The following is a 12,077-nucleotide window of genomic DNA, read 5'->3' as shown; positions in this document are numbered from 1 at the left end:
GCCAATTGTAGTTGCGGACCCTGACAACCAACCGTTAGTCACATCACCCGCAACAGCCACCAAAAGCCGGTTCAGGGCCGCCATTTGCGGTGTTCCGCGGCCGAAATCCGCGTAGTTTCAGCGTTTCACGTGCCAAGTACGTCACAGAAGCCTAAAAATTCTGAAACAATGGCCTGAGCGCCACGACCGAAACTTATATTCAGGAGATTTCATGGACATCGAGGTATTGCGCCGCGCACCCCTCTTCGCCACCCTTGACGACGACGCATTCCGCTTGCTGACGGACGAACTCACCGAGGTGGACCTTTCACGTGGAGCTTCGGTGTTCCGCGAAGGCGACCAGGGTGACCAGCTCTACTTCATCGTTTCCGGCAAGGTGAAGCTCGGCCGTACCTCCCCCGATGGTCGCGAGTCCCTGCTGGCCATCCTCGGCCCGGGCGAGCTCTTCGGCGAAATGGCGTTGTTCGACCCCAGCCCGCGTACCGCCACGGCTACCGCCGTTTCGGAGACCCGCCTGGCCGGCCTCAAGAACGAGAGCCTCAACGCATTGCTTCGCACGCGCCCCGAGGTTTCCGCGCAGCTGCTGCAGGCCCTGGCCCGCCGCCTCCGCCGCACCAACGACTCACTGTCCGACCTCGTCTTCTCCGACGTTCCGGGCCGCGTTGCCAAGGCCCTGCTGGACCTGGCCGACCGCTTCGGCCGTCCGGCGACCGACGGCGTCCTGGTGGCCCACGAGCTCACGCAGGAAGAACTGGCCCAGCTGGTTGGCGCTTCCCGCGAAACCGTCAACAAGGCACTGGCCGAGTTCGTCCAGCGCGGTTGGCTCCGTCTGGAAGCCCGCGCCGTCGTGATCCTGGACATGCAGCGTCTTCGCCAGCGTTCGCGCTAAGCGTCACATCGCAGAAAAGCCGCCCCGGTCGTGACTGGGGCGGCTTTTTGGTTGGAAGTGAGAGAGGGTCCGGCTCAAACCCGCGGGACGTGAGAGACGGTCGAAAAAGGGGCTAACGCTCGCGCTGGGGCTCTCCAGCAATGGTCCGTGCTGCCTCGACCTCGAGCATCAGGATTCCGCCTTCGTCCACGAGCTTCGCTTGGTACACATGCGCTTTGCGTTTGTAGCTCAGGTAGGCGATGCAACCGTTGGAGGCGGCCATTTTCTCGAGCATGATCTCGGAGCCTGGGACCAAGAGCTGGCCGAGGGTGAGGCCCACCGTATTCGGCTGGCCAATCTCATCGCCGAGCGCCGGGGTCTCCCTGAGGGCGATCGCTTCGGCAGCGGTAACCCAGCGACCCCACACGCCCTTGCTCTCCAGGATGCTCGGCTGCTGGTTCACGGGAACCGTGGCAGCGAAGTAGCGCGTGTTGAACCGGGCATGCGCGAAGTCCGGGCTCAGCCAGTTCACCAGAGGTTTGAGCAGATCAGTGCGGAGAGACAGCCCACGCTTGGAGAGCATCTCCGTGAAGGACTTTTCCTGCGCGGCCACGGCTTCCCGGGCCCGCATCCAATCCACCGTTGAGTTGGCCTCAACGGTGGAGGAAGCATCCGGTCCGGCAAGCAGCACACCGGTTTCTTCAAAGAGTTCGCGGATGGCGCCCACCACGTGACGGCGGGCGAGTCCGACGTCGTCCGTTCCCATGTGCTCAGCCCACTGCTGGGGCGTGGGGCCTACCCAACCGACGGGATCGTCGTCGGACGGGTCAAGTGAACCGCCCGGGAACGCGACAACGCCCAACGGCGAGGAGCCTGGCCTATAACCAAGCCAGGTCTCCAAACCGGTGGGCGAATCGCGCAAGAGCACAACGGACGATGCATGGCGGGCGGCCCTGGGGGTCCGCTCGCCGAGCTCAAGCCAGTTTCGTGCTGCCCCTTCGAGTTCGGGAGGCAGTACAAACAGGCGGCGGGCAAGCTGCGGCAATTGGGTGAACCGGTTCCTTAGCTGAATTCAGCGATGAGCTCGACTTCAACAGGAGAGTCGAGCGGCAGGACAGAAACGCCGACGGCGGAGCGGGCGTGCTTGCCTGCCTCGCCCAGGACCTGGCCGAGGAGTTCGGACGCGCCGTTGATGACGCCGGGCTGGCCGGTGAAGGTGGACTCGGAGGCTACGAAACCAACCACCTTGACGATGCGGGTGATGCGATCGAGGTCGCCGATGACGCTCTTGACCGCTGCCAGGGCGTTGATGGCGCAGATTGCGGCGTAGCGCTTGGCGTCTTCGGGATCAACGGTAGGTTCGTCGGACGTGCCCAACTCACCGAGGGAGACCTTGCCCTTAGCTTCGAGTTTGCCGTTAATAAAGGGCAGCTGTCCGGACGTGTAAACGTAGTTGCCGGAGACGATGGCCGGCACGTAGTCGGCAACAGGTGCGGCGACCTCGGGGAGGGTCAATCCGAGCTCGGCCAGGCGCTGCTCCACAGCAGACGTGGGGGCGCCGGATTCCGCGGGAGACGTGGTTTCTGCGGGGGTGGTCATGGTTACTGCTTCTCCCTCTTCAGGTATGCAACAAGGCCTTTGCCATCGGGGCCACCGACGACCTGGACAAGCTCCCAGCCGTCTTCGCCCCACTGGTCCAGGATCTGCTTCGTGGCGTGGATTATGAGCGGAATCGTGGCGTACTCCCATTTGGTCATGACAGAAAGCCTAGCCCTTGCCGGTAAAGTGGAAAACATGGTGACTCGCAAGAACCCACTATTCGACACTGCCACCACCCTCGGAAAGATTCTAGGTTTCCTCGGTGTGAGCGCGATTTGTGGCGTCCTGGTGGCGGGCCTTTTGGTCCCCGCAGCCGCCGTTTCGGGCAGTGCCGCTAGTGGTTCAATACAGTTCTTTGACACTCTGCCGGCGGAGCTTCAGGTGGATCCGCCCAGCCAGAACACCACGATCCTGGCGAAGGACGGTACGCCGATCGCCTCGATCTACGCGGAGAACCGGACCAAGGTCCCCCTGGATTCGATGAGCCCGTTCATCAAGGACGCTGTCATCGCCATTGAGGACAGCCGTTTCTATGAGCACGGCGGCATCGACACCACCGGCATCATGCGAGCCATCGTCAGCACCGCCCGCGGCAACAAGCAGGGCGCGTCCACCATCACGCAGCAGTACGTGAACAACGTCATCAACGAGTCCCTGGTGGCGTCCGACCGCGAAGAAGACGTCAAGCTCAATGGTGGCGGCAAAGGCGTGGGCGACAAGCTCCGCGAAATGAAGCTCGCCATCGCCCTGGAGAAGAAGTTCTCCAAGGAGCAGATCCTCGAGGGCTACCTCAACATCGTCTTCTTCAACCGTGACGCTTACGGAATCGAAGCTGCCTCCAAGTTCTTCTTCAGCACCACCGCCAAGGACCTGACACTTCCGCAGGCCGCCCTCCTGGCCGGCCTCGTGAACAGCCCCTCGGCCTTCGATCCCATCGCGAACCCGGACAGCGCGCAGAAGCGCCGCGACCTGGTGCTCGCTGCCATGGTGAACCAGGGCAAGATCACGCAGGCCGAGTACGACGAAGCCGTAGCCACCCCGGTCACCACCAAGGTCACTCCCGCCCGCCAGGGTTGCGCGTACGCCACCATGGCGCCGTACTTCTGTGACTACGTCCTTCACCTGCTCTTCAACAACCCTGCATATGGCGACACCACTGAAGAGCGCGTGAAGCGCGTCCAGCGTGGTGGCCTCACCATCCAGACCACCCTCGACCCGACAGCCCAGACCGTGGCCCAGCAGCAGGTTGATGCCACGGCCGGCGCCAACCCGGATAAGTGGGGCGCGTCCATCACCTCGGTCCAGCCGGGTACGGGCCAGATCGTCAGCATGGCCCAGAACACCGTCTGGCTGCCTCAAGAGGGCAAGTTCGATCAGACCCAGAACTTCAACGTTGACGTCCTGGACGCCAACGGCAATGACCTCAACGGCATCGGTGGCTTCCAGCCTGGCTCGACCATGAAACCCTTCACGTTCGCCCAGTGGTTGAACGAGGGCAAGTCGATGAACCAGAACATCAACGCGAGCGTCCGTAGGTACGGTGTGAACTTCCCTTGGCGGAACACCTGCTCCACACCGGTGAATGGGTTCTACGACAGGAACGTGGCCGGTAGCTTCGACCTCCAGAACTCGGATGAGGGCTACTACCGGAACATGACCGTCCTTTACGGCCTCATGAACTCCATCAACACCGCGACGTTCGCTTCGGCAGCCCAGGTTGACCTCTGCGGTATTCAGGGCATCGTGGATGCCACCGGCATCCACGGTGGACTCCCGAGCCGCGATGACACAGGCAAGGTGACTGATCCGAACCCCAAGGTTCCGATGACCACGCTGTCAAACCTGATCGGTGCTACTCAGACTGCGCCGCTGACCATGGCCGCCGCTTTCGCGACCTTTGCCGCTGACGGTAAATACTGCGAACCGATCGCCATCACATCGGTGAAGGACCAGTCAGGCGCTGAACTACCGGCACAGTCCTCAAACTGTAAGGACGCGGTGAAGCCCGAGGTTGCCCGTGGCGTTGCTTACGCCATGCAGGAAGTACTCAATGCAGGGTCGGGTTCGCTGATCCGCCCGTCGCTTTCCACGAAGGGCAACTTCCCGGTTGCCGCCAAGACCGGTACCAACGACTCCAACGGCTCCACGTGGGTGGTGGGTTACACCACCGGCCTGGCCACGGCCTCGTGGTTCGGTGATCCGCTGGACAACCAGCTCCGCCCGGGCCGCAATCTGACGGTCAACGGCAAGTTCTACCCGGCCATCGACGGTTATATGATTGCCGGTCCGCAGTTCACCAACTACATGTTGTCGGTCGCCCCGGCCTACGGAACCAACCCGTTCCAGGCTCCGCCGTCCAACTTGCTCGGCACGGCGGCCCCGCAGCGCAACAACACGCCGGCGCCGTCCAATCCGAACCCAGCACCACCCTCCAATAACGGAAACGGCGGCAATGGGAACAACGGCAATAACGACAACGGCAACAACGATAAGGACTAAGCGTGTCCTTCCGTGATTTACTGGCAAACCGCGTCCGCACCGTCGGGCGCGGTTTCGCCGTCACGACAGCCCTCGGTGCAACAGTCGGCGCAGCAGCAGCTGCCTATGGCTGGTGGGAGAAGGACCAATTCGAGGTCCGCCATGAAACCCTGCCGATCCTCCCTGAGGGATCGGCGCCGTTCCGTGTGCTGCACCTGAGCGATATCCACTTCGTTCCAGGTCAGGACAAGAAGGCCCATTGGCTTGAGTCCTTGGCTGAGCTGAAGCCCGACCTCGTGGTCAATACAGGCGACAACCTGAGCCATGCCAAGGCCATAGATCCCCTGATCCAGGCTCTACGTCCGCTCTTGGAGTTCCCCGGGGTGTTCGTTCCCGGGTCCAACGACTACTACGCGCCAAGGATCAAGAATCCTGCCGGCTACTTCCGCGGACCGTCGAGGCACAAGAAAGACCCCGTCAAGCTCGATTGGCCGAGGCTTCGCTCCGCGTTCGGTATGGGTGGTTGGATCGATCTGACCAACCGTGCCCAGTCGGTGGTCCTGAATGGACTCCGGTTCGATTTCTCGGGAGTGGACGATCCCCACCTCAAACGCGAGCGGTATGCCGGTTGGTCCCGCGGAACCGTCAACCAGGATGCGCGCCGCCATCTGAAGGTCGGCGTCATTCACGCTCCGTACCAGCGCGTGCTGGACCACTTCACCGAGGCCGGAGCAGACCTGATCCTCGCCGGCCACACGCACGGCGGCCAGATCTGCATCCCCGGCTACGGAGCCCTCGTCTCCAACTGCGACCTCCCCACGTGGCGCGCCAAAGGCCTCCACGACTGGGAAAGCAAGGAATTCACGACGCCGGTGAACGTCTCCGGCGGCATCGGCACCTCGCGCTTCGCACCGGTCCGGATCGCCTGCCGCCCGGAGGCTGTCCTGCTCACCCTCACGGCACGCAGCTAAACGTAGAGGGATCATTACGATCCTCAATAACTGGGTCAAACATTTCACCTACGTTGCGGTGGCCTGTGAAACGAATCACGCCATGGCATAGGGTAGTTGCTACGGGAAACTACCTCCGCACCATCTGAAGATCCAGCTGTTGAGAAGCGGGCATGTCCAAGCAAACGTCATTTTTCACCTCCGTCGGCCGCCTGTACCCTCATGTGCGGCCCATCCTCCCCCGCCTTTTCATGGGCCTGATCTGCGCCTTGCTCGCGAGCATTGTTGCGCTGACGATTCCGCAGGTCCTGCGGGTCCTCGTCAACAACTCCTTGCAGCCGGGCGGTTCCACGGACGCAGTCTGGATTGCCGCCGTCGTGATTCTTGCGTTGGGCGTGGCTGAAGCGGGACTGGTGGCATTGCGCCGGCAGTTCGTCATCAACCCGGCCACCACGGTTGAGACCAGGATGCGCGTGACCCTGTACGGCCACCTGCAAGAGCTCACCGTGGCGTTCCACGACCGCTGGGGCTCGGGCCAGCTGCTCTCCCGCGCCATGACGGACCTGAGCTTCCTGCGCCGCTGGATGGCGTTCGGCGCGATCATGCTGGTGGTCACCACACTGACGGTGATCATCGGCGTTGGCGTGATGTTCTCCATGAGCTGGCAGCTGGCGCTGATCTTCCTGGGCGCGGCCGTGCCGATCATGATCAACTCCTTCCGCTTCCGCCGCCGCTTCAGCCTGGTCACCCGCCTGAGCCAGGACCAAGCCGGCGACCTCGCCACCACCGTTGAGGAATCCGTCCACGGCATCCGCGTCCTGAAGGCCTTTGGCCGGAGCCGCGAAGCACTGGAGAACTTCAACGGCCAGGCCGAGGAACTTCGCCAGACGGAGATCGCGAAGGCCAAGCAGCAAGCCGGCTTCACGCTGGTAGTGACCCTGCTCCCGGAATTGGCGCTGGGCGTCGGACTGGTGGTGGGCATCATGCTCGCAGCCAACGGGGAGCTGAGCATCGGCGCGCTGGTGGCATTCTTCGCCACCGCAGCTGTTGTGGCCACGCCAGTGGAATTCTCCGGCATGCTCCTGGCCATGGCCCTGACCGCGAAGACCGCCCTGGACCGCCACTTCGAGGTCATGGACACGGAGAACACCATTACCTCGCCGGATCAGGCCGCCGTGCCGGAGACGGTGAAGGGCGCCTTGCGCTTTGAGCATGCGGGTTTCGGGTTCGACGACGGCGGCTCGCTTTTGCACGACCTCACCCTGGATATCCGTCCCGGCGAGACCATGGCCCTGGTGGGCATCACCGGCAGCGGCAAGAGCGCCATGCTCCAACTGGTCCCCCGCCTGTACGACGTCACCGAAGGTGCAGTGACGATCGACGGCGTGGATGTCCGCGACTACGACGTCGAGGAACTCCGCAGGATAGTGGCCGTAGCCTTCGAGGACACCACGCTGTTCTCCAGCTCCGTGCGGGACAACGTGCTCCTCGGCGCTCCCGATCCCAGCGACGCTGCCCTGGATGAAGCCCTGGACGTAGCACAGGCCCAATTTGCCTACTCCTTGCCGGATGGCGTGGACACGCTGATCGGCGAAGAGGGGCTGAGCCTCTCCGGCGGCCAGCGCCAGCGCATTGCCCTGGCCCGGGCCATCGCAGCCAAGCCGAAGGTCCTGGTCCTGGATGACCCCCTGTCCGCGCTGGACGTCAACACTGAGGAACGCGTGGAGGCGCGGCTACGCGAGGTACTCCGGGAGACGACCACGTTGATCGTCGCGCACCGCCCTTCCACCGTGGCGTTGGCGGACCGGGTGGCCTTGCTCGAAAACGGAACCATCACCGCCGTCGGGACCCATACGGAGCTGCTGGCCGACAACGATCATTACCGCTACGTCATTGCCAGCCTGGACGCCGGTCCCAAGGACCTGGACACCGAACTGGACGAGCTCGAAGAAGCTGAGGAGGCCCGCCGGTGAGTGCCGCAACGTTTGGAACCGCCAACGAGGACAACACGCTCCTCACCAAAGCAGACAGCAAAGCCGTACGACGCCGGTCGCTCACCTTGCTTGCCTCGCTCATCCGCCCGGTGCGGTTGCGTTTCTGGCTGACGATCGTGATGGTGGTGGTCTCGCAGCTCACCCGGGTGGCCGGACCCGCGCTGATCGCCTTCGGGATCGACAACGCCCTTCCTGCGCTGCAGGCGGGTGACAACGGCCCCTTGGTGCTGGCTGGCTCCCTCTATCTGGCTGCTGCGATCGCCACAGCAGGAATGACGGCGCTGTACGTGACCTCCACTGCCCGGCTGAGCCAAGCCATGCTCCTGGATCTTCGCCTTCGCGTTTTCCGGCACACCCAGCGGTTGAGCCTTGAGTTCCACGAGAAATACACGTCCGGGCGCATCATCGCCCGGCAGACCTCGGACCTCGAAGCTCTACGGGAACTCTTGGATTCCGGCGTCAGTTCATTGGCGTCCGGCATGCTGTTCATGGTGTTCACCGCCTTCACCATCTTTGCCCTTGACTGGCGCAGTGGACTGATCGTCCTCGCCGCCGGCGTGCCCATGTTCTTCCTGGCCCGCTGGTACCAAAAGCACTCGCAAATCGCCTTCCGTGAATCCCGGGTGGTCTCCGCCAGATTGATCGTTCACTTCGTGGAAACCATGACCGGCATCCGCGCAGTGAAGGCCTTCCGTAAGGAGCGCGAAAACGCTGACCGGTACGGCGAACTGGCCGAGGATTACCGCAAGAACACCGTCCGCTCCATCAACCTGAACGGCATCTTCCAGCCTGGCCTCGTGTTGATCGGCAACGTCTGCGTCGCCGTGGTCCTGCTGTTCGGTGGCTTCCGCGTGCTGGGTGGGGACCTCGCCGTTGGCGTCCTGCTGGCCCTGATCCTCTCCACAAAGCGCTTCTTCCAGCCCGTGGACCAGATGGCCATGTTCTACAACTCCTTCCAGAGCGCGCAGGCTGCCCTGGAAAAGGTCTCCGGGCTCCTCGAGGAAGTTCCCACGGTCCGTCCACCGAAAAACCCTGTGCCATTGAAGAGCTCACGTGGCGAGATCGACTTCAAGGGCGTGGAGTTTGGCTACAGCGACGGCAAGGTAGTTGTTCCCACGCTGGACCTGCATATCCCGGCCGGACAGACCATCGCGCTGGTGGGCCAGACAGGTGCCGGCAAGTCCACGTTGGCCAAGCTCGTGGCGCGCTTCTACGACGTCACCTCCGGCGCAATCACGCTGGACGGCGTGGACCTTCGGGACCTGTCCACCACGGATCTCCGCCGTGCCGTGGTGATGGTGACGCAGGAAGCGTTCCTGTTCAGCGGCTCCGTGGCGGACAACATCGCGCTGGGACGTCCTGAAGCATCGCGGGCCGAGATTGAAGCTGCTGCAGCCGCCGTGGGTGCGCACGAGTTCATCATGAGCCTCCCCGAGGGCTACGACACGGACGTCAACAAGCGCGGTGGGCGCGTGTCTTCAGGCCAGCGCCAGCTTATTGGTTTCGCCCGCGCCTTCCTTGCCGCGCCGGCCGTCCTGATCCTTGATGAAGCAACGTCCTCGCTGGATATTCCGTCCGAGCGGATGGTTCAGCAGGGCCTGTCCAACCTGCTGGAGGGAGTGGCCGGTGGCAGAGGGGCCAGGACGGCAATCATCATCGCCCACCGACTCTCCACCGTGGAGACCGCCGACAGGGTGCTGGTGGTCCACGATGGCCGCATTGTGGAAGACGGAACACCCGCTGAGCTGATCAGTGGAGGCGGGCGGTTTGCCCAGCTGCACGGGGCCTGGCGGGACTCTCTGGTGTAGCTTTCGCAGCCTTGCAGCTGTGACAAGGGACACCGGCTCCTCGATTTCGCATCACGGGACGTTTCGGCTATTCTTGAACAGTTGCTTTCGCAGCGGATCGGGATGTAGCGCAGCTTGGTAGCGCGCTTCGTTCGGGACGAAGAGGTCGCAGGTTCAAATCCTGTCATCCCGACCAAAGTTGCTTTATTCGAACCATGGTTCGAGTAGACCGACATTAAGTTCGACAACAGAGGTGGCGCCGAGAAATCGGCGCCATTTTTGTGTGCCCTCAAATCGGCCAGTTCGGCCCCAAAATGAACCTTCTTGGCAGCATTCAGGGACGAACCGGTCGATGGGGCAATTGCCGTTGTCATAGTTACGACGTTTGACCGGTAGGCTGCCTCGGCGGCGAAGATATCGTCGTAAGGCGGATTGAGTGGCCCTTCCACTCCCCCTTCCTCATCCAGGAAGAAGTGTGTGAAGAATGATTCATTGAGCAATCGCTTGACCTTGTCAGGTGCCGTCTCGTAAGTCTGCCGGGGAGCCAATACACGACGAATCGACCGGATCAGGACTTCTCCACCCGCCGCTAACTTCTCCGAGAGATTCGCCAAACTTTCTTCGATTCGGAATCGCTGGACACGAAGTTCGTGGAGCTTTTCCCGAATCTTCGTCAACGGCAACGTGTCATCAGTGAGGAGGTCGATAAGTCGAGCTTCCTTCTGCTCAATTTTCCGGAGTTCGTTAGTCATGTTGGCCCGAACAGCCTTGAGATCGGCCTGTTCATTACTTGTCGCTCCCGAAAGTCGCCGGGTGATGTCGTCTCGGAACGCCTCGTCGAGCTCCAGGCGTTCGTAGGTGTTTAGGAGCTTCTCCTCCACGACGTAGGCCAGGCACATACCGCAAGTCACAGTCTCCGTCCTGCCGGGAGCGGCAGAAGAAAAACTCATGAATGGTATTGCCCCGCCCTCTTGCCTTCGTGAAGATCACCCGACTAGTTCTGCCCCGCCGTTCGAACTTCTTGCAAAAGATCATGCCCTTTAGCACATGGTCGTAAACCCGATCCCGTTGGCCTGCCCCGCTGCGCGCTGCCATAACTGCCTGAACTTGATCGAATAGCTCCTGACTCACGATCGCCTCGTGACGACCGGAATAGATTTCACCCTTGTGAGGAACGAAGCCGGTGTAGTAAGGATCCTTTAGAGTCTTGTGGAGGTAACTGGTGATAGAGGGCGTTCTGGAAGGGAGATAGTCGGCCGAGCTGTGAGCCCGAGGTCGGCCATTGAGGCTTCAAGACGTTCGATGCTGTACTTGCCCGTCGCATACAGCTCGAACGCCGTCCGGATGAGTGGTGCGCGTTGTTCGTCGAGCCCCACCGTATTGACCATGCGCCCACCAATGTCCATCCGAATATTCAGATACCCGACCGGTGCTTTGCGAACCGTCCCACCGTTTCGTGCTTTATGTTCCAGCTTGATCCGAATATCTTCACCACTGAGCTCGTTCTGCATCTGATTGATGGTGTCGGTAATGCTCTTCATGGCGTTGCCCTGAATCGACTCTCCGAAGTCGTCCCTAGCGGACACGAGCCTTACGCCAATGCGCTTGAAGTGACGCTCTGTAATGACCGCGTCCTCAAGATTGCGGAATGCGCGTGATCGAGCGTAGACGAGCACATAGTCAACCTCCTTGTGATACTCAAGGTACTCGAGGAGCTTTTTGAAGGCAGGGCGATCTTCGATGTTCTTCGCAGACACACCAGGTTCGGAGAATTCTTCAACGACATCCGCATTTAGCCCCTGGGACTTCTTCAAACAAACCTCACGTTGCGTCGCTATCGAGTTTCCATCCTCGTCAATGTCAGCAGCCGTCTCAGTCTGCTTCTTGCTGCGCCCCAGGATCTTGTGTAGGGGATGACTTCGCCACCCACTCACGAGTTTTCGTCAGGTGTCCTGAACCGGGACTGAAATTTGCTGGCTCCTTCCATGAATCGGCTCGGTTCTCTGAGCATCTTTTGGAAGGTAGCCGAGATAGTACGCATGGGGTTCTGTTGTTCTTCAGCTCTCGATATATTCCCGGGACATCCAAATCACCGTTCTATACCCTTAAGCCGTGCGAATGCACATTGGTCCTCCTCTGTAAAGCGGTGGCCTCGGGAGGATAAAAGAGAGCGCTGAACTGTTAGCGGTTGGCGGCGAGACTTCGACTCTTCTAGATGGAGTGAACCTTCCCGCCGAGACCAACTTCGTCCTCAAAACTACGCTCACGTACACGGCACAAAGGACAACGATTATGAGGCGGTCCTACTCGAAATCCCCAGCACGAAGGCAGAAGCACCTGGCTCGCCGACGTAGCGTGTGAATAGAAGCGCGGTTTCACGCGATCACCCAGAGCACATGTT

At 61.5% G+C, this 12,077-nt stretch carries 10 protein-coding genes and 1 tRNA gene; 6 read left to right on the top strand and 5 right to left on the bottom strand.

The genetic code is table 11. From position 1 onward, the window contains the following. Positions 1-211 precede the first annotated feature (211 nt). Positions 212-889, top strand: coding sequence for a Crp/Fnr family transcriptional regulator (locus ACIQLI_RS19855; RefSeq protein WP_011775987.1), 678 nt, complete (start codon positions 212-214; stop codon positions 887-889). A gap of 112 nt (positions 890-1,001) precedes the next feature. Here the strand turns inward: ACIQLI_RS19855 and ACIQLI_RS19850 are convergent, their stop codons facing one another. Genes ACIQLI_RS19850 through ACIQLI_RS19840 form a run of 3 tightly spaced genes read right to left on the bottom strand, consistent with a single transcriptional unit; the run spans position 1,002 to position 2,625 of the window. Next, positions 1,002-1,913: an NUDIX hydrolase gene (locus ACIQLI_RS19850; protein WP_400391565.1), complete on the bottom strand. Its 912-nt coding sequence runs from the start codon at positions 1,911-1,913 to the stop codon at positions 1,002-1,004. Between the two features lie 17 nt (positions 1,914-1,930). Beyond that, complete coding sequence (locus ACIQLI_RS19845; RefSeq protein WP_354229291.1) at positions 1,931-2,467, bottom strand: RidA family protein; 537 nt, start codon at positions 2,465-2,467, stop codon at positions 1,931-1,933. A gap of 2 nt (positions 2,468-2,469) precedes the next feature. Beyond that, complete coding sequence (locus ACIQLI_RS19840) at positions 2,470-2,625, bottom strand: DUF4177 domain-containing protein (protein ID WP_011775990.1); 156 nt, start codon at positions 2,623-2,625, stop codon at positions 2,470-2,472. On the opposite strand from ACIQLI_RS19840, the gene ACIQLI_RS19835 reads away from it, so the two are divergent. From ACIQLI_RS19835 to ACIQLI_RS19815, 5 genes are all read left to right on the top strand, one after another. Then, positions 2,624-4,966 carry a transglycosylase domain-containing protein gene (locus ACIQLI_RS19835; RefSeq protein ID WP_400391562.1) on the top strand — a complete coding sequence of 781 codons (2,343 nt, stop codon included), beginning with the start codon at positions 2,624-2,626 and terminating at the stop codon, positions 4,964-4,966. The genes ACIQLI_RS19840 and ACIQLI_RS19835 overlap by 2 nt on opposite strands. Positions 4,967-4,968: 2 nt before the next feature. Beyond that, positions 4,969-5,916, top strand: a complete 948-nt coding sequence (locus ACIQLI_RS19830) for a metallophosphoesterase (protein WP_400391559.1) — start codon at positions 4,969-4,971, stop codon at positions 5,914-5,916. A gap of 152 nt (positions 5,917-6,068) precedes the next feature. Further along, a complete protein-coding gene (locus ACIQLI_RS19825) occupies positions 6,069-7,868 on the top strand; it encodes an ABC transporter ATP-binding protein (protein WP_400391556.1) in 1,800 nt (599 codons plus the stop codon). After that, positions 7,865-9,697: an ABC transporter ATP-binding protein gene (locus ACIQLI_RS19820; RefSeq protein WP_400391553.1), complete on the top strand. Its 1,833-nt coding sequence runs from the start codon at positions 7,865-7,867 to the stop codon at positions 9,695-9,697. Before ACIQLI_RS19825 ends, ACIQLI_RS19820 begins: the two co-directional genes overlap by 4 nt. Positions 9,698-9,795: 98 nt before the next feature. After that, positions 9,796-9,872: transfer RNA gene (locus tag ACIQLI_RS19815), tRNA-Pro, on the top strand. A 590-nt stretch (positions 9,873-10,462) separates the two neighbouring features. Here ACIQLI_RS19815 and ACIQLI_RS19810 read toward each other — a convergent pair. After that, a complete protein-coding gene (locus tag ACIQLI_RS19810) occupies positions 10,463-10,834 on the bottom strand; it encodes a hypothetical protein (RefSeq protein WP_400391742.1) in 372 nt (123 codons plus the stop codon). A gap of 41 nt (positions 10,835-10,875) precedes the next feature. Then, complete coding sequence (locus ACIQLI_RS19805; protein ID WP_400391549.1) at positions 10,876-11,610, bottom strand: recombinase family protein; 735 nt, start codon at positions 11,608-11,610, stop codon at positions 10,876-10,878. Positions 11,611-12,077: the final 467 nt, after the last annotated feature.

This window comes from Paenarthrobacter sp. NPDC091669 (genome assembly GCF_044756725.1).
GTDB classification, from domain to species: Bacteria; Actinomycetota; Actinomycetes; order Actinomycetales; family Micrococcaceae; genus Arthrobacter; species Arthrobacter bambusae_C.
Note: the sequence above shows the minus strand (reverse complement) of the source record. Positions and strands in the feature narration are given on the sequence as shown.

What these genes read in the sequence shown, in the direction of transcription:
- ACIQLI_RS19840 (WP_011775990.1), bottom strand. Translation starts at nt 2,625, where the DNA reads ATGACCAAATGGGAGTACGCCACGATTCCGCTCATAATCCACGCCACG.
- ACIQLI_RS19825 (WP_400391556.1), top strand. Translation starts at nt 6,069, where the DNA reads ATGTCCAAGCAAACGTCATTTTTCACCTCCGTCGGCCGCCTGTACCCT.
- ACIQLI_RS19845 (WP_354229291.1), bottom strand. Translation starts at nt 2,467, where the DNA reads ATGACCACCCCCGCAGAAACCACGTCTCCCGCGGAATCCGGCGCCCCC.
- ACIQLI_RS19855 (WP_011775987.1), top strand. Translation starts at nt 212, where the DNA reads ATGGACATCGAGGTATTGCGCCGCGCACCCCTCTTCGCCACCCTTGAC.
- ACIQLI_RS19835 (WP_400391562.1), top strand. Translation starts at nt 2,624, where the DNA reads ATGACAGAAAGCCTAGCCCTTGCCGGTAAAGTGGAAAACATGGTGACT.